General features: G+C 49.3%; 10 protein-coding genes. 8 read left to right on the top strand and 2 right to left on the bottom strand.

What is annotated here, in order from left to right; translation table 11 throughout:
* Positions 1–31: 31 nt before the first annotated feature.
* Together BUB18_RS18720 and BUB18_RS18715 are read right to left on the bottom strand one after the other, a co-directional pair.
* The gene (locus tag BUB18_RS18720; RefSeq protein ID WP_073084058.1) at positions 32–715 is read right to left on the bottom strand and encodes a response regulator transcription factor; all 684 of its coding nucleotides are present in this window, start codon (positions 713–715) and stop codon (positions 32–34) included.
* A 151-nt stretch (positions 716–866) separates the two neighbouring features.
* Positions 867–1,601 (bottom strand): DUF1003 domain-containing protein, encoded by a 735-nt coding sequence (locus tag BUB18_RS18715; protein ID WP_073084056.1) that lies wholly within the window; start codon positions 1,599–1,601, stop codon positions 867–869.
* A 192-nt stretch (positions 1,602–1,793) separates the two neighbouring features.
* Here BUB18_RS18715 and BUB18_RS18710 point away from each other — a divergent pair, with 192 nt between their 5' ends.
* The 8 genes from BUB18_RS18710 to BUB18_RS29425 all read left to right on the top strand — a co-directional run bounded on the left by BUB18_RS18710 (position 1,794) and on the right by BUB18_RS29425 (position 23,449).
* Positions 1,794–3,995 carry a hypothetical protein gene (locus tag BUB18_RS18710; RefSeq protein ID WP_073084054.1) on the top strand — a complete coding sequence of 734 codons (2,202 nt, stop codon included), beginning with the start codon at positions 1,794–1,796 and terminating at the stop codon, positions 3,993–3,995.
* Positions 3,996–4,011: 16 nt separating this feature from the next.
* Positions 4,012–5,781 (top strand): ABC transporter ATP-binding protein, encoded by a 1,770-nt coding sequence (locus BUB18_RS18705; RefSeq protein WP_073084052.1) that lies wholly within the window; start codon positions 4,012–4,014, stop codon positions 5,779–5,781.
* A gap of 228 nt (positions 5,782–6,009) precedes the next feature.
* Positions 6,010–7,149 (top strand): F0F1 ATP synthase subunit A, encoded by a 1,140-nt coding sequence (gene atpB / locus BUB18_RS18700; protein ID WP_073084050.1) that lies wholly within the window; start codon positions 6,010–6,012, stop codon positions 7,147–7,149.
* Positions 7,150–7,188: 39 nt separating this feature from the next.
* Positions 7,189–7,461 carry an ATP synthase F0 subunit C gene (atpE, locus tag BUB18_RS18695; protein ID WP_073084048.1) on the top strand — a complete coding sequence of 91 codons (273 nt, stop codon included), beginning with the start codon at positions 7,189–7,191 and terminating at the stop codon, positions 7,459–7,461.
* 83 nt (positions 7,462–7,544) lie between these two features.
* Positions 7,545–8,039 (top strand): F0F1 ATP synthase subunit B, encoded by a 495-nt coding sequence (gene atpF / locus BUB18_RS18690; protein WP_073084046.1) that lies wholly within the window; start codon positions 7,545–7,547, stop codon positions 8,037–8,039.
* A gap of 57 nt (positions 8,040–8,096) precedes the next feature.
* On the top strand, positions 8,097–8,654 hold the full coding sequence (gene atpH / locus BUB18_RS18685) for an ATP synthase F1 subunit delta (RefSeq protein WP_073084045.1): 558 nt from the start codon (positions 8,097–8,099) through the stop codon (positions 8,652–8,654).
* An 82-nt stretch (positions 8,655–8,736) separates the two neighbouring features.
* A complete protein-coding gene (gene atpA / locus BUB18_RS18680) occupies positions 8,737–10,314 on the top strand; it encodes a F0F1 ATP synthase subunit alpha (protein WP_073084043.1) in 1,578 nt (525 codons plus the stop codon).
* A gap of 289 nt (positions 10,315–10,603) precedes the next feature.
* Complete coding sequence (locus BUB18_RS29425) at positions 10,604–23,449, top strand: T9SS type B sorting domain-containing protein (RefSeq protein WP_073084042.1); 12,846 nt, start codon at positions 10,604–10,606, stop codon at positions 23,447–23,449.
* Positions 23,450–23,656: the final 207 nt, after the last annotated feature.

Raw genomic sequence — 23,656 nt, 5'->3', positions numbered from 1 at the left:
CAGCGGCGGCCAAATAATATGGTGGGAAAAATTACATCTCAAATTTATACCCCACACCTTTAACGGTAGTAATGAGGTCAATCCCTATTTTCTGACGGATCTTACGGATATGCACATCGATGGTTCTGTCGCCCACAATTACCTCCGTACCCCATACCTGGTTCAGGATTTCATTGCGGAGAAACACACGGCCTGGCTTGGATGCCAGCAATTGCAACAGTTCAAATTCCTTTTTAGCGAGGATAATTTCCTGGCCTTTATAGGTAACCGTAAATTTTTCACGGTCGATGACAAGGTCGCCCAGCTGCATCTGCTGCTCTTCCGGTTTATGCAAACGGCGGAACAGCGCATTGATACGACTCACCAGCAATTTTGGCTTAATAGGTTTCGCGATGTAATCATCAGCACCCATATTCAGTCCGTCAATCTCTGATTTCTCATCATTGAGGGCCGTTAAAAACAGCACCATGGTATCTTTGAACTCCGGGAATTTCCTGATCTCACGGCAGGTATCAATACCGTTCTTGTTCGGCATCATGATGTCCAGCATAATCAGGTCCGGACGGAAAATTTTAGCTTTCTGGATAGCCTCATTGCCGTCTTTTGCAATTACAGTGTCATACCCGGCAGACTTGAGGTTATAACTGATAATCTCAAGAATATCGATTTCGTCATCTACTACCAGTATTTTTCCAGCTACGGCTTGGTCTATCATATACTTTTGCTTTTATAAAAGACGACACAAAATTAGATTGTGAGCGCTGTGATTAATGGAAAAATAACATTATGAAATTGTTAATTCACCATAAAAGCCCCTGGTTTCCTATACTTCCGCAAGGTAAAACAAAATGTTGGCGGTCCTACTATTAAGGTTGTTTGCTATCTGTATCTTTATGGTTTTGATTAGATTTTACTGCCGCCAGGAGCTGATTCATCATTTCTAACTGGGCCTGTTGCAACTCCAGCACGTCCTGTTGCTGTGTGATGATGAGATGGTCTATTTTTTCGTGCAGAATGCGTACTTCCAGCTCCGATTTCAGGTTAATCATGTAATCGTTCTTCGCCCGGCGCCGGTCCTTTTCTTCCTGGCGGTTCTGGCTCATCATGATCACCGGCGCCTGTAAAGCTGCCAGGCAGGAGAGAATCAGGTTAAGCAGGATAAACGGATAAGGGTCAAAGCCCTTGTTCAGCAGGAAAAATACATTGACTCCCATCCACACCAAAATGAAACACAGGAAGAAGATGATGAAGGTCCAGCTGCCCCCGAAATCCGCAATCTTATCCGCCAGCTTCTGGCCATAGGTAAGGTCTGACGCCAGGTTGTCCTCCTCCAGTTTGTCAGACAGGGTACGGTTGCTTTTGAGGTTTTCCAGTACCTGGCGTTCTACCGCAGATAACTCTCCCATCTCTTCAGAAAAAAGAGATTCATAGAACTTTTGCCGGTAGTGGGTGAGCTCCGACAGGGCAATATGGCACTTGTGGTTAAAGCTGGGATGATCTGTTTTGATCATTCGCATGAGCGAAGGACGGATCAGTTTGGCGCTGACTTTCTCTGACTCCGGGAACTTTTGCCCGGATATATCGCTGGTAAATGTTTGCATAAATGATTTCCATTTAACAGTTGTCCGTGATTAATTGTTACTCCTTAGGCGGAATTTTCTGCCTCACTTTATAAAGATATAGGAAAAACATATTTATTTGTGCTTAAAAGCTAGCCCCTAATGGCATTTACACAATTGGTTGCTAAATTGGTTGTAAATTTGCTATCAGGTTGGCTGAAAAGGAGAATTATAATGAGGAAATTTTTAATCATTTTCTTGCTGGCGGCTTCTCAAAGCAGCTGGGTACACGCACAGAACAGTCATTTGCAGATACCTATTACCAGGCAGGGATTTCACGATAATATAGACAAGGAACAGGCAGCAGCAGCTAAGTTCGACGGCAAGGCCGACGATTTGGTGCGCGTGTCTGACGATCAAACCATCAACCTGCAGGTGACCAATGCGCTCATCAAACAGGTGGACAAAATCCAGGAAGAAATCGAACGGGACAGCTCCCTAGACCATCGTCTGAAAGTGAAATACCTTACCGGCATCTACGCTGTTCTCAAAGATTATAACTACAAGCGGGCCCGCACCCTGCTGCAGCCGGAAGAAGCACCGGCTATCATCAACGCATATCAGCAAATGATGCATGCCGACATGAAAGGCAAAAGCATCTATCCCTATATCCAGGGCCTTTCATTCGAAGGTTCGGAAAGACTGATTGAAGTGTTTAAAGATAACCCGGGCTATAAAGAGGCAAGGGGATTGGTGTTTACCAAGTATGCCTTTGATAATCTGGAGACGGTAATGCCGAAGCTCAGTGATTATCTCGGATATCCTGGTACCGACTCCATTGTAGCGGCTGTAGCACGTAAGTATCCTAACCAGGTGCTGACTTACGCTACCTCCTACACGCCGATGGCTACGGCTATCAAGCGTAACCAGGATCCGATTGTGCAAACAATCGTACGCATTGGTAAATCCCCGCAAAGCACGCGTATACTGCCTTTCATCGATGAAATTCTCGCCGGTACCACCACCGTGGAAGACCTGGAGAAAGTAGCCGACAACGACCGCCAGTATTACCGCCAGATGGTAAAGTCGACCATCAACCTGCAAAAGATGAAAAGTGAAGGCCACCAGCCCATTGGTATGAAAGCCATGATGGAAAATATGCAGGCCAAATCACTGATTTATATCCGCGATGTAAATGATCTGCACGAGGAGCCGGCCAATGTCAGGTTCCGCATCGTAAACGACTTTACACCGGAAGAACTGTATTACCTGATTGTAAACGGCCAGGAGGAACTGTATACTTCCAGCTATACCAACCATAACAACGCCGGTTTGTACGATCAGATGATGATCCGCATGAAGCCTCCCCGTGGCGACAGCTTACTGATGATGGTGAACTTTGACCGTTTTAAGAAGTTTATCGCAATGGCAGCGGGTTTCAACACCCTGGACAACTTTCTGAAATCCATGGCGCCGGAGAACTCCAACTACCTGATGCAGAAGTATGTGCAGAACCTGGAAAAAACGGAAGACCTGGAAGATGCCGTAGATGTGGCCAACTCCTTTGGTAGTATCCGCGATCCTAAGCTGCTGGACTTCCTGCGTGCAGAGGTGAGAAAGAACCTGGCATACGTGAAAAAACATAATGATCGCCGTGGTACCGTAATTTACCAGCTGCTGACCAGTTTATTTGAAACAGAAGCAGAAAATGGTAACGATTCCAGCAAGGCATCGGATATGGCCAGCAAGCTGCAACTGCCTCCAATCAACTACGTTACCTTCAACAGCCTGGAAAGCGATAGTGGTCGTGTATACCAGCAGGTATTTTTCTATGGAGATAAAGATGGCCAGGAATCATACGCCAGCTTTATGAGCAACTTCCCGTCCGGCGACTGGCGGGTGGTAAAAGGCAAGTACTGGACTACCATTTCTTCCCTGAAAGGTAAGCCTACTACCATTTATGCGAACCTGCCTATCGATGAGCCTGGGGATAAGGAGGCGATCAGCAAACTCTCTGAATATCTGGATGAGCAGGATATACATCCTTCCATCTTCATTCACCGTGGTCACAGTTACCATGTGAACACAACGCTGGATAACTTGCAAAGCTCCGCCAAAATCGTAGTGCTGGGCTCCTGCGGAGGCTATCATAACCTGGCTACAGTACTGGAGAAATCACCGGAAGCGCATATTATTTCTTCCAAACAGGTGGGTACCCGTTTTGTGAATGAGCCGATTATCCGCAGCCTGGAAGATGTGGTGAGAAGTGGTAAGAACGTAGACTGGGTGATTATGTGGGCGCAGCTGTCCAAGAAGTTTGCCGGCGATGCCCGTAACAAAGAGCTGTTCAGCGACTATGTGCCACCACATAAAAACCTGGGTGCTATCTTTATCAAGGCTTACAGGCAGATCATGAAAGACGAAAAGAAATCATAGAACAACTAATAGCTAAATGAACGTGGAAAATATCGCAGTAAAGAAAGTATTCGATTCCAGTCTCCTAAGACGTATCTTCTCATTTGCTGTGCCGTACAAGCGCTCATTTATCATATCCATGCTCCTGACGGTGGTGCTGGCGGTGATTTCGCCGCTGCGGCCCTATCTGATACAGGTGACGGTGGACAAATATATTTCCAACCAGCTGCTGCAAATGCTGGTATGGGTTACAATTTTGCAGATAGCCTTACTACTGTTGGAAACGGTAGTAAGGTTTTTCTTTTCTTACCTGACCAACTGGCTGGGACAGTCGGTGGTAAAGGACTTACGGGTGACGGTATACAAAAAGATTGTGCGCCTGAACCTGGCATTTTTTGATAAAACCCCGATAGGCACGCTTACTACCCGTACTATCAACGATATTGAGGCTATTAACGATGTGTTTTCAGAAGGTATTATCAGCATTGTAGCTGATTTGCTGATGATCATAGCCATCCTGACGGTCATGTTTTTAGAGGACTGGCGTTTAACGCTGGTAAGTTTATCCCCCTTTCCGATTCTGATCATTGCTACCTATATTTTCAAGGAGAGTGTGAATAAGTCGTTTTACCAGGTGCGCAACGCCGTATCCGCGCTGAATGCGTTTGTGCAGGAGCATATCACGGGTATGGTGGTAGTGCAGGCATTTACAGGGGAAAAGCGTGAGTTTGCTCGGTTCCGCCAGATCAACAAGGATCACCGGGATGCGAACATACATGCGATTTTTGCCTACTCTGTATTTTTCCCGGTGGTGGAAATTATTCTGGCGATTTCGCTGGGTTTGATGGTTTGGTGGGGTTCCAATAAGGTGCTGAACTACGAGGTTACGCAGGGGGTGATGATTGCATTTATCATGTACCTGAATATGCTGTTTCGTCCGCTGCGGATGCTGGCGGATAAGTTCAATACCTTGCAGATGGGGCTGGTGGCCAGTGAGCGTGTGTTCAAAATTTTAGATAACCAGGACTATATACCAGACAGGGGCCATGAGCAGGGCAGGGACATGAAGGGAGCGATTAGCTTTGACCATGTGTCATTTGCGTATGTGGAAGACCGTTATGTGCTGAAGGACATCACTTTTGATGCGAAGCCCGGGGATACCGTAGCGATTGTGGGCCATACCGGTTCCGGTAAAACCACGATTATCAGTATTCTTAACCGGTTGTATGAGGTGCAGAAGGGAAGTATTAAGATAGATGGCATTGACCTGGCGGGTTATTCCTTACAGGCATTGCGAAGCAGGATAGGTGTGGTATTGCAGGACGTATTTCTGTTCTCAGGGTCTATTTACGACAATATTACCTTACATAACGCGGCCATTAGCAGGGAGGAGGTAATATCTGCCTCAAAACTGATTGGTATACATGACTTTATCATGCAGTTACCGGGTGGGTACGATTACCAGGTGATGGAGCGGGGCAGTACGTTATCGTTGGGGCAGCGTCAGTTGATTTCCTTTGTGCGGGCGTTGTTATATAACCCGGCCATTTTGATCCTGGACGAGGCTACATCTTCCGTAGATACTGAATCAGAGCAACTTATACAAAATGCCATTGATAAACTGATAGCGGACCGTACCGCTATTATCATTGCCCATCGTTTATCTACGATCAGCAAGGCGGATAAGATCATTGTGCTGGACAAAGGAGAGATTAAGGAGATGGGTAGTCACGAGGAGTTATTGAAGCTGGAGGGCTTTTATTACAAGCTGCACAGTATGCAATTCAACGCTTCCGCGGCGGGATAAGATATGGTGAAAAAATAAATATAAATTTCGACTCATGCAACCCGTCAAAAAACGGGAAAAATTCCAAAAAAAAATCGATCCCAATGCCCTTGTAACCGGGTGATTATCAACAACCTTATAATATACCTTCCTTTTTTTTCATCATCGCTGAATTTTTGAGATAAAAGTGTTTATCTTTGCGCAAAATTTCAGAAAGCTGTGATTTCATTCAGTCGGTTCAAACATAGTATGGTAGCACTTGTGATGGTTTTAGGCCTTCACGGTTTTAGTAATTCTTCTTTTGCAGCTGCAAACAATGAAGGTGGCCATGGCACTGAGCATCATGAAGCTGGTGCTCCGGAGGCTAAAAAACCTTTCGATGCTAAGGAAGTAATCCTGGGTCACGTAAAGGATGCCCACGATTGGCATATTATGGATCTCAATGAGCACACTCCTGTAACAATTCCGTTACCAGTGATCATTTACAATCCTGTTCGTGGAACTTCTTCTTTTATGTCTTCTGCTTTCGAGCATGGTCATAAATCCCATGATGGTTACAGACTGGTTACCAAGCATTACCTGGAAGAGAAGGGTCTGGGCGAGAAATTCGCTACCGGAACTATCATTGCAGTGGACGCGAACGACAATCCTACCGGCGAAAAAATCTACGATTTTTCTATTACCAAGAATATCACTTCCATGATCATTGCGGCTATCCTGTTGGTATGGATGATGCTGAATGTGGCGAAAGCTTACAAAACCCGTGGCAGCAAGAAAGCGCCTAAAGGTTTCCAGGGGCTGATTGAGCCGGTGATCATTTTCATGAGAGATGAGGTAGTGAAACCTAACATTCCTGGTAAAGCGGCGGACAAATACACGCCATTTATCCTGACTGTATTCTTCTTTATATTGATTAACAATCTGTTAGGTCTGTTACCAGGTTCTGCCAACGTAACCGGTAACATTGCAGTAACTGCGGCGCTGGCGATCATTGCCTTCATCGCGATCCTGTTTGCTTCCAACAAGCATTACTGGGGTCACATCCTGAATCCTCCTGTACCTGGTGGTGTAAAAATCATCCTGGCGCCTGTGGAGCTGATCGGTGTGTTCACCAAGCCTGTGTCACTGGCTATCCGACTTTTTGCCAACATCCTGGCTGGTCACATTATCATTCTGAGCATTATCTCCCTGGTATTTATATTTGGAGGCATCAGCGCTGTGGCTGGTTATGGCTTCCTGCCTATCACTATCCTGTTCAACATCGTAATGATGATGCTGGAATTGCTGGTAGCGTTTATCCAGGCGTTCATCTTCGCTACGCTGACTTCTGTATTTATTGGTCAGGCGATGGAAGGTGGTCATGATGATGCACATGGTGCACATCACTAATTCAATTTTGTTAATTTTTAATTCAAATACATATTCATTATGGCACTTTTGACTGTTTTATTGCAGGCTGCTAACGAAGCTGCTGCGTCTGCTTCAGGTTTAGCTAAAGCTGGTGGTGCAATCGGCGCTGGTATCGCTGCTATCGCGGCTGGTATGGGTGTTGGTAACATCGGTAAGAGCGCTCTGGAATCTATCGCTCGTCAACCAGAAGCTGCAAATGACATCCGTGCAAACATGATCCTGGCAGCTGCGCTGGTAGAGGGTGTTGCCCTCTTCGGTGTAATCGCTGGTCTGTTAGCGGTAGTTATGTAAGCCAAACTTTTTACTGCATCCGGCGCACAGGGCAATGGATGCAGTAATCTTTACAAACACAAAAAAAATTAAATCCTCGTAATATGGATCTGTTGATACCAGCGGTCGGCTTATTTATCATCTCCTTTGTAATCTTCGTTATTGTATTCCTCATCCTGAAGAAATTTGCCTGGACTCCAATCCTGGCTGTGTTGAAAGAAAGGGAAGGATCTATTGCTGATTCTATCGCTTCTGCAGAAAGAGTGAAAGAAGAAATGGCGCAGATGAAAGCGGAGCATGAACATGTATTGGCTGAAGCTAAAGCAGAAAGAAGCAAAATCCTGAAAGAAGCTAAAGACGCTAAAGATCAGATCATCGGCGAAGCTAAAGCGCAAGCGCAGGCAGAAGCTAAAAAGATCATCTCTGAAGCATATGCCGCTATCGAAAGTCAGAAAATGGCTGCGTTAACGGAGGTGAAAAACCAGGTGGGTAACCTCGCTATCGAAGTAGCTGAGAAGATCCTGAGAAAAGAACTCTCAGATAAATCTGCTCAGGAAGGTTACGTAAAACAACTGGCACAGGAAATCAAATTGAATTAAGAATAAGGCAGTTCATCAGCCCAAACAACTGGTGAAAGGCTAAAAGCTATAAGCGATATGCAGAATCCCCGTTTAGCATCCCGGTATGCAAAATCATTGATTGACCTGGTTCTGGAAAAGAATCAGCTCGAAGAAGTGCATAACGATATGCTGTCTTTACAACAGGTGATGAAAACAAACCGCGACCTGGTACTGTTACTCAGAAGCCCGATCATTAAGGCGGATGCGAAACAGAAAATCCTGGACGCAGTGCTGAATGGCCGTGTATCTCAAACTACACAGCTGTTCATCAAATTGCTGGTAAATAAAGGCCGCGAAAGCAACCTGCCTGAAATTGCCGCGGAATTTGGACAACAGTACAATGTGATCAAAAACATCGCTACTGTTAAAATCACTACCGCCGTTCCTATGGAACAAGCTACGCTGGATCTGATCAAACAGCGTGTAGCCGACGGTACGCAACAGGTACAGCTGGAAGCTAAGGTAAAACCTGAGCTCATCGGTGGTTTTGTACTCGAAGCCGGAGATCAGTTGTATGATGCCTCTATTCAGAATGAACTGAATGGCCTCAGACAACAATTCACTAAGAATATGTACGTATCCGAGATACGTTAATAATACAGCAGCCGCTGCGTACACGCAAAGCTGTTGTCGTTACAATCAATTACTCTAACGACTCTTTTTAAAAAGCATAATTATGGTTGATATTAAACCTGATGAAATTTCGGCGATATTACGCCAGCAGTTAAGCAACTTCAACGCTGATGCAAGCCTGGAAGAGGTTGGTACAGTATTGCAGGTGGGTGATGGTATCGCCCGCATTTACGGTTTGGGTAACGTAGGTTACGGTGAGCTGGTTGAGTTCAGTAACGGTGTTCAGGCAATTGCACTGAACCTCGAGGAAGACAACGTAGGTGTGGTATTGATGGGTGAGTCAACAGGTATTAAAGAAGGTGATAAAGTACGTCGTACCAAAAAAATCGCATCTATCAACGTAGGTGAAGGTATGGTTGGTCGCGTAGTAAATACACTGGGTCAGCCTATCGATGGTAAAGGCCCTATCGCTGGTGAACTGTACGAAATGCCACTGGAGCGTAAAGCACCAGGCGTTCTGTTCCGTGAGCCAGTAAAAGAACCAATGCAGACAGGTGTTAAAGCGATCGACGCGATGATTCCTATCGGCCGTGGTCAGCGTGAGCTGGTAATCGGTGACCGTCAGACTGGTAAAACAGCGATCTGTATCGATACCATCATCAATCAGAAAGAATTCTACGAAGCTGGTAAACCAGTATACTGCATCTACGTTGCTGTAGGTCAGAAAGCATCTACCGTTGCCGGTGTGATGAAAACTTTACAGGAAGCCGGCGCAATGGCTTACACCATCATCGTAGCTGCTAACGCCGCTGATCCTGCTCCACTGCAGTTCTACGCGCCATTCGCTGGTGCTGCTATCGGTGAGTTCTTCCGTGATAGCGGTCGCCCTGCACTGATCGTTTACGATGATCTGTCAAAACAAGCCGTAGCTTACCGTGAGGTGTCCCTGCTGCTGAAACGCCCTCCAGGTCGTGAAGCTTACCCAGGTGACGTATTCTACCTGCATAGCCGCCTGCTCGAGCGTGCTGCGAAAATCATCAACAAAGATGAAATCGCCCGCCAGATGAACGACCTGCCAGAATCTATCAAACACCTGGTAAAAGGTGGTGGTTCCCTGACAGCGCTCCCAATCATCGAAACACAGGCTTCTGACGTATCCGCATACATCCCTACCAACGTAATCTCCATCACCGATGGTCAGATCTTCCTGGAAGGTAACCTGTTCAACGCCGGTATCCGCCCTGCTATCAACGTAGGTATCTCCGTATCCCGCGTAGGTGGTAACGCGCAGATCAAATCCATGAAGAAAGTATCCGGTACCCTGAAACTGGACCAGGCTCAATATCGTGAGATGGAAGCCTTCTCCAAATTCGGTGGTGACCTCGATGCTGCTACCAAAGCCGTAATCGACAAAGGTCAGCGTAACGTGGAAATCCTGAAACAAGCTCAGTACAGCCCTTATCCGGTAGAAAAGCAAGTTGCTATGATCTACCTGGGTACCAACGGCCTGCTGCGTGAAGTACCAGTTAAACAGGTAAAAGCTTTCGAAGAAGCATTCCTGAACGAAATGGATGTTCGCCTGCCAGACGTACTGCTCGAGTTCAAAAAAGGTAACCTGCCAGAAGATGGTATCAAAAAAATGGTTACGCTCGCAAATGAACTGAAACCAAGATTCGCATAAGCGAATTGAATGATATAAGAAAGGCTCTCCGGATACCGGAGAGCCTTTCTTCTTTTACTGCCTTTTGCCACCCGGCCAGGTGCAAAAGGCAGTTTGCGTTTCAGGATCATCAGGACCATCGGTGCCCATTGCAGCAGCGAGAATTTTTGTATTCCTGAACCCAGCACCCCGGAACATAAATGCCAAAAAATCAACGAAAACTGAACCCAAGCCCCTGCTAAATGGTTAAACATCAACTGACCTATTTGATCCCCTACCAGCATCATCAGCCTCCCTAAAAATCCAATCTATGGGTAAGTTTGTACTGCGTTACACTATTCTATTGTTCTGTACTATTCTTTTAGCCTCCGGACAGGCCACCATGGCGCAAAATCCGGACATGACCATCACCAAAACAAATTCCGGCAATCTGCGTAAGAGTCTCACGGGAACGTATACCCTCACCGTCAGAAACTTAGGCACTTCTAAAGTAGGTGGCAACCTGGTAACGGTAACGGATGTACTACCAGCCGGACTTATACCCGGCACACCTACCGGTAACGGATGGACGATCACCACCACCGGCAACACCATTACCGCCACCCGTTCAGATGTTCTTGGCGGCGGTGGGGATAACTACCCGGACATCACCATCCCCGTAAAAGTAGCCTCCGATGCGCCTAATACCATCACCAATACAGCTACCGTTACGACTCCTAATGATAATAATGCTGCCAACAACTCCGCCACCGATATCATAGATACCCGCCGGCACATGGACATGGAAGTCACTTTCATTGAAACACCCCCAAATGCCTGCGTCAACAACGCCTATACTATACAGGTAGGTATCCGCAATAATGGCCCCGACTCCGCTGTAAACGCCAAACTACAGGTGGGCGTTACCACCGCGGTCAATAACATCTCCCTGGTAAGAAAAAACATAACGGCCGGAGGTGGCTTCTTTGGTACCGGCAGCGTGGTAAACAGCGTTTATATCGACTCTATCACCCTCACACCTAACGGGATGGCCACTTTCGTGTTTAATGTGCTGGTAACCCAGCCGGCACCGGCTAACCTGGGCATTGTAGAAGTAGCAGTGATTCGATCCGGTACCGACCTCGATACAGACGCCTCCAACCCTAATAACCAGGTGCCAGGCAATGAGCAGGAGGAATGCAATGCAGCCCCCTCTGGTGGCGGTTGTAATAACATAAAGAGAGACACCACACTAGTGGCGAACGCCGTTACGGCTGATGCAGGCCCCGACCAGAATAACTGCGAAAACAGCGGTGCCAACCTCCAGGGAAATAATGTTACCGGCGTATGGACGCAGGCCTATGGACCCACCACCGCCACCATCAATAATCCTACCTTCCCCAATACCAATGTGAATAATTTACAGTACGGCACTTACGCTTTTGTATGGACCGTGAGCAACGGCGGTTGCGGCAACGCATCCGACACCGTCCTTATCACTAACTGGCAGCAACCTACACCATCCCGCCCCGGCGGGGATGCCACCATCTGCGGCACTTCCTATACGCTGCAGGCGGAGCGACCTACCGCCGGCACCGGCGTTTGGAGCCAGTCCTCCGGCCCTAACAACGCCACTTTCGACGATCCTGCCAATCCCAATGCCACCGTATCAGGACTCATCGAGGGCACCTACGTTTTTGTGTGGACCACCTCCAACGGACCGGTATGCCCGCCTAACTCCCAGCAGGTAACCATCCGGGTAAACGCAGGTACCACTACCGCCAATGCCGGCCCGGATCAGCAGCTCTGTAACACCACCTCCACCACCATGCAGGCCAATACCCCCGGCCAGAATGAAAATGGTAACTGGCAGCAGATTGCCGGTCCAAGTCAGGCCAATATCCTGAATAACGGCAGCCCCACCACCGACATACAAAACCTGCAAACAGGTACTTACTCCTTCGTATGGCGTATACAAGGCGGTAGTTGCCCTTCCACTCAGGATACAGTAAACATCACCGTGGTTACTGGCGGCAATACTGCCAACGCGGGTCCGGATCAAACAAAATATAACAGCGGCATTTTTGTGATGAATGCTAACAGCCCGGCCACCGGTACCGGAACCTGGGCCGTGATCGCCGGCAGCGCCAACATCTCCAATACCACAGACCCCAATACCACCGTAACCCTACAGCCTAATAGCAGCGCCACACTTACCTGGACGATCAACAACGGCGCCTGCGGCAGCTCAGTAGACACTGTGGTGTTACAATATTTACAACAGGCAGATGTGCGCATCACTAAAACCCTGGTAAGTGGCAACTATCAAACCGGTACTACCGTTACTTACCGGTTGCTGATCGAAAACCTGGGTCCTGCGGCCGCTACAGGCGTTACGATTACCGATGCAGTGCCGGCCCAACTCACCAATGTAAGCTGGAATTCAGCCACCACAGGCACTAATGTGCTGATTACCCCTACTTCCGGTACCGGGAATAATATCAGTGCGGTGGCTAACATTCCGTTTGCAACAGGAAATCAGATAGTCGTTACCGTTAGAGGTACTGTAGATTCCTCCGCTAACGGAGGTACCGTTATTACCAACACTGCTACCGCGAGTGCGGCCACGGGTATTCCAGACCCGGACTTGAGCAATAATACTTCCACCGTTACAGGTACGGTACCTAATAATCCGCCGGTGGCAGTGGACGATTATTATGCTACCGTAAGAGATGTACCGGTTTCCGGAAACGTGGTAACCAACGATTATGACCTGGAAAATGATCCGCTAACGGTAACGACTACACCGGTACAGCAACCGGCACATGGTACCGTGCAGCTGAATGCGGACGGTACTTTCACCTACACGCCTGCACCGGGTTACCAGGGAACAGATATGTTTGTTTACCGCGTTTGTGATTCACACGGCGCCTGTGATAATGCAAATGTCTATATCAGTATTCTTCCGCCGGTATTGAACATGACGGTGGATAAATCCGCCAGCGTGCCTACAGTGGCCGCTGGTGGTGCCCTCACGTACACCGCCGTGGTTACCAACAACGGGCCTTCTACGATATATCCCAATGAAACATTTACAGTCAGGGATACACTGCCAACAGGTTTCATCCTGCAAAGCACCAGTATTTCGCAGGGAACATTTGACCAGGCAAGTGGCAACGTGACCGGTGTTACGCTGGCACCCGGCCAAAGTGTAACTATCACCGCTACTGGCTCCGTAGCGCCTACCTATCAGCAGCCATCTATTACTAACCGCATCACGGTATATCCGCCGGTAGGCTCCGTATACAATAATGAACCAAAAGACTCAGTAACTACACCGGTGACAAAGGCAGTGGAAGTAGTGGTCACAAAAACCGATAATAAACTGACATACACACCGGGGGTACCTAACACTTACCTCATCACAGTTACCAATAACGGCCCTTCCGACCTGATAGGTGCTACTATTGCAGATCCTTTCCCACCGGGCATTACGCTGGGTTTATGGACCATTACTTCTAATTCCAATTCGCTGGTTAATTCTTCCGGCTTTGGTGCCATCAACCAGCAGGTAGATATTCCGGCTGGTACTACTCTGACGATAAAGTACACACTGTCGATCCCATCCGGCTATACCGGCCAGTTAGTGAATACAGCTACGGTTACTATCCCTGACGGCTATACGAATATCAATCCGGGTGGGAATACGGCTACTGATATTGATAACCAGGAAAGTCGCGTGGATATAACCACACAGAAGTCCGGACCGGCCTCCGTAGCTGCCGGTGAGCCAATGAGCTATACGCTGGTGATCAGTAACGATGGCCCTTCCGACCTGCTAAATGCGGCGGTACAGGATTTACTGCCGGTGAAACTTTCTTCGCCCAGCTGGACGGTTACACCTTCCGGCGCCGCCACCGCTACACCAGCCAGTGGCACAGGCAATGTGAACTTTACTGCCAATATTCCGGCGGGAACAGATAATACACTTACGGTGCTGATATCCGGCACAGTAGCCGCTGATGCCACCGGTACGCTTACTAACCTGGCTACGGTTACACCTCCTGGTGGTATCGCTGATTCATCCAACCAGGTAAATACAGTAATCACCAGCAAAACAGGTATCAACATACTGAAAACAGGTCCGGCCTCCGGCCACGTGGTAGCAGGTGATCCTATCAGTTATACTGTTACGGTTACTAATAGTGGCCCTTCTAACGCTACTAATGTGTTGTTGAGAGATACAGTGCCTGCCGCCATCACCAACGTATCGTGGCGGATTACTGGCAGCGGAGGGGCAGCCGTAGCCACCGGTGCTCCGGCTTCCGGTACCGGAAATATAATCGGCAGCGCAGTGAATATTCCTGCGGGCAGCGGCAACCAGATTATCCTGACAGTTGACGGTACCGTAAATCCTAATGCGACAGGTCTTCTGAGCAATACGGCCTATGCTACCGCTGACGGTACTACGAAAAATGCGAATAATATTACCATGGTGGAAAACGAGCCGGCACTTAGTATTGTGAAGGCTGGTCCGGCCAGTGCTGATGCAGGCTCCATAATTACCTACACGCTGAAGGTTACCAACAGCGGACCTTCCAATGCCGTGAATGCATTGATTGCCGATGACCTTCCATCGTCTCTTACCAATGTATCCTGGACGGCTACAGCAGTGGGCGCAGCTGTTGTTAAATCCGGCGCCACCGGTTCCGGCAATACGCTCAATGTTACAGCAGATATCCCTGCAGGTGCCAATAATATTGTTACCATCACCATTACAGCCACCATCAAACCAGCTGTGGTGGGTGTAATCACCAACCAGGGCAGCGCAACGGTGAACGGCGATCAAACTACCTCCAGCAGGATTGAAACGATCGTAAACAGCAATTCACAATTACAGGTGGTGAAAAGTGGCCCTGCTACGGTAGCGGCCGGAGGTACCCTTACCTACAACCTTACCGTCCTGAATCCGGGCCCTTCTGATGCATCGCTGATTACATTGAAAGATACTTTTCCTGCTATGTTAAGCAACGCCGTCGTGAAAACGTCAACAGACGGTAGCGCGGCTGTTACCAATGTAATCATTACCGGTAATGTGCTGGAAGTAACTGGAAATATTAAGGCAGGAGATGGTAATGCCATCCATGTAACAGTGAACCTTTTGGTGGACCCTGCATTTAGCGGCACCATCACTAACCAGGCGGGGGCCACTACCGGTAATGGCAACAGGTATCCATCCAACGTAGTGACCACAGAGGTGCTAAGCCAGCCTAAGCTGCAGGTGGTGAAGAGTGGCCCTGATACAGTGTCGGCCGGCCTGTCCGTGAATTACCTGCTGCGCCTGACCAATAACGGCCTTTCTGACGCACAACAGGTGGTGATCAGCGATGTAGTGCCGGCAGCACTTACGGACGTTTACTGGACCACGGGAACAGCCGGTACAGCCACTATCACCAGCGGCGCTACAGGTACGGGAAACAACGTGAACATCACTGCCAACATCCCGCATGGTGCCGGCAACCTCATTGATGTATTCATCTTTGGTAAATCGGCCGCAGGTTACCAGGGCACCATTCAAAATGTAGCTACCGCTACCCCAGGCGGAGGTACCGCGGTGCCGAGCGATACGGTAACTACGGCCATTGTTAGTCGCCCGCAACTGCTGATTCAGAAGTCGGGCCCGCAGCGCGTAGTAGCAGGTGGTAAGGTCGTATACACCATCGATGTTACCAACCAGGGCCCTTCAGATGCGCAGAATGTAGATATATCCGACCTGGTACCACCAGAAATGATCAACGTAACCTGGAGAACTTTTGTGAGCGGTGGCGCATCTATTATAACCAATACAACAGGTGTCGGTAACAATGTAGCTACCTACGCCAATATTCCTGCATCCACGGGCTATGTACGTATCATCGTTGACGCTATGGCCGATCCTTCCGCAGCAGGTACGGTATTGAATGTGGCAGCTGAAACCATTGATCACGTTGATTCGCTGAAGTCTACCGTTCAAACCCTGATCCTGAACGATCCTGCGTTGGTATTACAGAAAACTGGACCGGATACGATCAGCGCCGGCAGGGTGATTAACTATACGTTGATTGCCACCAATCTCTCCACCGCCAATGCAAATAATATCCTCCTGCAGGATGTGGTGCCACCTGAAATCACCAACGTAACCTGGACCGCCAGTGTTACCGGTGATGCGGTTATCGCCAGCGGCCAGACGGGGAGTGGTAATAATGTGGTGATCACGGGCAACATCCCCGGAAATACGGGCAACCATATATTTGTAAACGTAGCAGGTACCGTGCGTCCTGATTTCACAGGCACCTTCCGCAACTTCGGCGCCATCGCTACGCCGGGCAATGCGATTAACTACAGCGATACCGTCGTTACTACGGTGACGAATACTCCAAACATCAAAATTGTGAAAACGGCGCCTGATTCAGTGGCCGCAGGTGGTACGATCAACTTCTCGCTGCTGGTGACCAACAGCGGCCCTTCTGATGCTACCAACCTCAATATTACAGATGCCTTGCCGGCTACGCTTAGCAACGTAACATGGACCTCTGTATCATCTGGAAATGCGAGTGTGGTAACCGGTGGAGGCAGTGGTAATAATGTGCTGGTAACAGGCAATATTGCGGCTGGTGCCAATAACTATATCCGGATTAATATCACTGCTACCGTGGATCCGGCGTTTACTGGTACTATCGCGAACAGCGCCGTGGTGAATATCACCGGAAAACCTCCTGTTGTATCAAACGAAACACAGACAATAGTTTATACTAAACCCGGATTATCAGTAACGAAAATCGGACAAACAAAAGCCAATATTGGTGATGAGATCAATTACACAATATTGGTGCGTAACGCAGGCCCCAGCAATGCGACAGGCATTACTATCACTGATATTGTACCGGCAGATATCATCAACGTTACCTGGGTTGGCCGCGTGGTAGGTAATGCGCAGATAACATCTGCTTCTTCCGGTGCAGGCAATAACATTAATCTTACCGGTAATATTGCTGCTGTGGGTCTCAACGCTATCTACGTCACTGTTCGTGGCACTGTTAAGCCGGATGCCACGACATCTGCCTTACAAAATATAGCAAGCGTAAGCGCTCCGGGTCAGTCAGTAATTACCGATACGGCAAACACCAGTCTGGTATATAGTCCCGGACTGCAATTGAAAAAAACAGGCCCGGCTTCGCTGCATCCGGGTGATGCCGTAACTTATACGATCAATGTAACCAACGCCGGACCATCTGATATAACAACTATGAGCATTGGAGATGCGATTAACACCGCAATTCTCAATCCTGTATGGACGGCTACCACCACTGGTAATGCTACAGTGGATGCCACTTCCGGCACGGGTAATATCAACCTTACCGGCAGCATCGCAGCAGGGGCAGGCAACAGAATCAGTATTACCATAAGCGGACAACTGGACCCTGCTTATCAGCAAAGTGCGTTGATAAATACTGCTGTCGGTACCATTCCCGGTACGCTGCCAGTCGCATCTACGGTAAATACCACCGTTACTTCCAGCGCAGATATGACGCTGACTAAGAGCGGACCTTCCCAGGCAGCAGCTGGTGAAAATATCACTTACACGCTTACCTTGACTAACGCAGGGCCTAGTAACGTATACGGATATACGTTTAATGATGTAATTCCATCCGGCCTTACCAATGCCACGTGGACGGCAACGCCTACCGGCACGGGTGCTACCGTATCGGCCACCAGCGGCACCGGTAATGTATCCTTTACAGGCGACCTCCCGGCAGACGCAGCCAGTATCCAGGTGGTGATCCATGCTACCGTGAAGCCGGATGTGCAGGCAGGTAATATTATCAATACCGCTTCAGCAATAGCTACCGGCGTGCCGCAGGCTGCCGCTACATTTGTAACAGCAGTAGCGCCGCATGCGGACCTGGCTATCACCAAATCGGGGCCGGCAACGATCCGGGAGGGGCAGCAGGTAGCTTACACCCTCAAAGTGACCAACAACGGGCCTTCCGATGTATTGGGTGCTACAATTTCGGATGCGGTGCCTGCGGGTATTACTATCACGGGTGCCACTGCCACCACTACCGGCAATGCCAGCGCTACGTCGCCGTCTATTGTTGGCCAGAATGGTTCTTTGGTAGTAAACATAGGCGCTGGTGCAGGCAATGCGGTGATTGTTACCATCAATGGTGTGGTAACGCCAGGTGTGGCGGCCAGCATCACGAATACCGCCATCGTTACGCCTCCTGCTGGATTAACAGATGATAACCTCACCAATAACACCAGTACCGTTACCTCCGTTACCAATACAGTGCCGGGTGGAGGTATCTCCAAATCAGGGCCTGCCAGTGCTCATGTGGGTGATACGATTCAATATGTAATGACGATCGATAACAATGGCCTTACTGACCTGAATGGTATTGCCTTTACGGATAACGTGCCTGCAGGATTGCAGGTGATCGGCTGGAATGCAGTGCCTGTAGGCAATGCATCTATTACGCCATCATCAGGTACAGGCAACAATATTGCAGCTACTGTTAATGTAGGCAGCAGTTTATCCGGTGCTATTACTATTACGGTAGATGCGATTGTTTTATCTACAGCGGGTGCAACGGTGATCAATACGGCTACGCTGAATACTGCTCCGCCGCAGTCATCTACAGTGGTAACCAACATTGACCAATCGGTAAACCTGAAGATCAATAAAACAGGTCCGCTCGCATTACAGGCAGGCCTGCCGATCACTTACACCATCACCGTTTCCAACGCAGGTGCGGCGGATGTAGTGAATGCCCTTATAGAAGATACCATCTCCTACGCCATCCTTAACCCAACCTGGACGGCAACAGGGCAGGATGGTGCTACCGTAGGCACTGCCTCAGGAAGCGGTAATATTTCCCTCAACGCCTCCATTCCTGCTAATCAGGGCAGTGTATTCATTACCGTTAGGGGTACGGTAGATCCTGGCTTCCAGGGAGTAATTACCAACACGGCTGTGGCAACGCTGCCGCCGGGAGTAAGCGGCCCGTCGCCGGTAACCTCCGTGGTGAATACGGTGGTATCCGCCAATACGGCTTTACAGATACTGAAGTCCGGCCCGGATGCCGCCTCGTCCGGTGGCCATGTGAGTTATGTGGTACAGGTGTCCAACCCGGGCCCGGCTACCGCCAACGGTATTGCTATTCTGGATACCATCGCCGCATCACTGACGAATGTGAGCTGGCAGGCCCGCGCCATCAACGGTACCATCACCAGTGGGGCTGCCGGTACCGGCAACCTGCTGAATGTGCAGGCCAACCTTTCCGATGGAGGTATTGCTCGTATTTTCATTGATGGTACCATACGAACCGACTTCACCGGCACTATCCTCAATACAGCTCATAGCACACAAGGGGGTAACGATTACGCCAGCAACCAGGTACGCACAGTAGTAACTACCCAGGCTGGTATTGCCATCACCAAAACAGGCCCTGCAAAAGCACAGGCAGGTGCACCGGTGGACTATGTAATCACCGTTACGAATCGCGGTCCGGCGGATGCCATTGGTGTGACGATCGGTGACCTGATACCGCCGCAAATACTGAACCCCGTATGGACCGCCATCGCAGAGGACAGTGCCCAGATAACCAGTGGCAATACGACCAATATTCCGGGCAACGTGGTGCTCACCGCCAATATCAGGGCCAACGCCACCAGCAGGGTGGTGGTGACTGTACGCGGTACTATTGACCCTACCTTTAGCGGTACCATTACCAACGTGGGACAAGCCCAATTGCCAAACCAGGCACGGCTCACGGATACGGTGGTGACTACAGTTACCAATTTCGCGGGCCTGGATCTGCATAAAACCGGCCCTGACAGCGCCGCCGCCGGCTCGCTGATCACTTACAGCGTTACCGTTGTCAATAACGGTCCGAGTGCCGGCACCGGCATCAGGGTAGTGGATACCTTAGCAACAGCCCTGCAGGATGTGAAATGGAGTGCTACCGCTAATGGCCTCAGCACCATCCAGGGCGGTAATGTGATCAACAAAACAGGCAATCCTGATTTTACGGCTAATATGCCTGCCGGCGCGGCCAACAGCATATTGCTCACCATTACCGGCAGGGTAGCGCCATCATTTACGGGCACTATCAGTAACCATGCGGTAGGGGTGGTAAATGGCGTAAATGTGCCTTCCAATACCATCAATACAGTGGTGAGCTCCATTCCAGGTGTACACATTGTAAAAGCTGGTCCGCCGGAAGCAAAAGCAGGAGGTAGAACTTCCTATAGCATCGTGGTGACCAATGCAGGTCCATCTGATGCTCCGGCGATCCAGATAAGCGACATTATACCAGCCGCCATCCAGGGCGCCAGCTGGCAGGCTGCTGTACAGGGCAGTGCCACCATTAACGGCGGCTCTTCATTGTCCGGCACAGGTAATATCTCCTTCACAGGCAGCATACCGGCAGGCAGCAATAATGCCATCCTGATCAGCATAATAGGTACAATCGATCCAACGTTCTCCGGTGCATTGACCAATACTGCCAAGGTCCAGACAGGCAGTGTCATGGATAGCAGCATGGTAACCACCAATGTGATTTCAGCGCCAAAGGTGACGATACAAAAATCAGGTCCTGACACGGTTTCGGCGGGAGCGGGCATTACTTATTCACTGATTGTGCAAAACACCGGATTGGTTCCGTTAAATAACCTTTCCATCACCGACCTGGTACCTGTGGAAATACAGAACGTTTCCTGGAGTGCAGTGGCCACAGGAGGAACCATTACCGGTGGCAGCAGCGGCAGTGGAAACAATGTAACGGTAACGGGTACACTGGCAGTAGGTACGCAAAACAATATCACTGTTACTATTACCGGTACTGTGAATGCGGCGGATACAGCCAGCATCAGCAATGTTTGCCATGTGGCAGAAGGTAACACCATATTGGATCGTGACCATGTAGTAACGGCCGTGATGAACAGTGCAAATGTGCAGCTAACGAAATCAGGCCCGGCAAGGGCTGCCAGCGGTAGTCGCATCACCTACCTGATCGATGCCACCAACTATGGACCAAGTGATGTGCTGAACGCCACTATTTCCGATGTGGTGGTGAATAATCTCCAAAACGTAACCTGGACAGTAACTACCTCCGGAAACGCCGTGTTAACTTCACCGGCATCCGGTACCGGTAATAATATAAACGTAACCGGCACATTGCCGGCAGGTGACAGTAATCATGTTCATGTGGTGGTGCAGGGCACCATTGATCCGAACTTCACCGGTACCCTCGTAAATACCGCTACTGGCAGGGATTCAAAAGGACGCACCAAACAGTCGACCGTTACCACCCTGGTTACCAAACAGGCCATTCCGGGTATCGCCAAATCAGGCCCTGCAACGGCGAACGCAGGCGATGCCGTGAGCTACCAGCTATCTGTTAGCAACCTCGGTACTTCCAACATCGACGGAGCCGTGATAACCGACACTGTGCCTGCATTACTGACGAATGTGACCTGGTCCGCTTCCGGCGTAGGAACGGCGTTTATTACCGGACCAAGTTCCGGCAGCGGCAATAACATCTCCCTGAAAGGATCAATACCGGCAGGTGCCGCTAACTCAATACAGATACGCGTTACAGGTCGTATACCGGCCAATGCAACGGCTACCAGCATGAGCAATACAGCGGCGGTAACAGCAGCGGATGGTACCACTGCCCGCTCCAATACCGTGGTAACCACCATCAATAAGCGCTTTGCACTGAAGGTGGTGAAAACCGGGCCTGCTACTGCCAATGCAGGCGATAGTATTAAGTATGTATTGCGGGTGACCAACAGCGGCCCGTCTGATGGTGCAGCAGTCACAATCGGGGACGTGCTCTCCTCCAATAATTTCAGCGGCTACAACTGGGCTGCTGCCGCCGTTGGCAAAGCAACGCTGAACAGCATCGCCATTGGCACTAATACACCTGTGAATGTGCTGGCTAATTTACCTGCGGGAGATACCAATGCTATCGTGCTCACCATCACCGCGCAGGTGAGGGCTGATTTCAGCGGGCAAATCTCCAACACAGGAACGGCGGCCGTGAGTGGTACCATTGTCAATTCGAATACCGTGGTGACCACTGTGACGCGAGTAGCCGATGTGTCAATCCTTAAATATGGTGACCTGGAACTGGAAGAAGGGGCATTCATCACCTATACGCTGGTAGCCCGTAATAACGGGCCGGCATCGGCAAACGGTGCTGTGATAACCGATGCAATACCAGCAAGAATTTCAGGAATCACCAGTAATGTAACGTTAGCTGAAAATGGGGCAGGAAACGTAAACATTGACTTAACTAACAATTTATTAAAGGCTACTGTAGGCACATTCCCGGCAGGCAGCAGCGTAATTATTGTGATTAAAGGTCAGTTGACTGGAGTGGGTGTAGTGACCAATCAGGCCTTCATTGAAGTGCCTGCCGGCGTTACAGATCCGGTGCCACAAAATAATTCCAGCAGGGTAGTCAATTCCGTGGTAACACAGCAGATAAAAACAGACCTGCAACTCACCAAAACCTATCAGGGAGCAGCATCGCTGCATGTGGGCGACAGGGTCAGCTTTAATATCGCAGTCACCAACGCAGGACCAAGACCTGACGGATTAGTAACGGTAAGGGACACACTGCAGCCTAACCTGGAATTAGCAGGGCAACCTACGGTGAGCACAGGTAGCGTTACTTACGATGCTGCCAGCAGAATCCTCATATGGTCCATCGGTGCCATGCAGGTAAATGATGCACATACTATGGCATTAACGGCCCGCGTCACCAATACAGGTTCGGTAAGGAACGCCGCGGCGGTGGGTGGCCTGCTGCCTGACCTCGACCTGGCGAATAACTACGATACTACTGCGGCTATACCGGTTACGGGCGATGATATCTTCCTGCCAAATATCATTTCTCCTAACGGCGATGGTAAAAATGATTACTTCAAAATACCAGGTATTGAGCGCTATCCAAACTCCACGCTGATCATCTATAACCGCTGGGGCAACCAGGTGTACCAGTCCAAGAATTACCATAACGAATGGGATGGCCATAACCTGAATGAAGGCACTTATTTCTATATACTCCAACTGAATACCGGCAACGGTGAAAGGGAGTATAAAGGCTGGATAGAACTCGTACGGTAGCAATTCAAACCATTTTCACCGGTGATTTTTACCGGCGGAGGGTGGTTGAAACGGACAGATACCAGGGATTGTTTCTTGCTAAATCCTTTACTGGTAAAGTGTTATCGGTAAAACGCCTTAAATATTCGGTGAAAATTGACCGAATATCTAAGGCGTTTTTTTGTGCTGCTTTGGAGTCGATATACCTTTGACTCAACAAAATGATCC

The sequence above is a fragment of the Chitinophaga jiangningensis genome, from assembly GCF_900142605.1.
GTDB lineage: Bacteria > Bacteroidota > Bacteroidia > Chitinophagales > Chitinophagaceae > Chitinophaga > Chitinophaga jiangningensis.
Note: the sequence above shows the minus strand (reverse complement) of the source record. Positions and strands in the feature narration are given on the sequence as shown.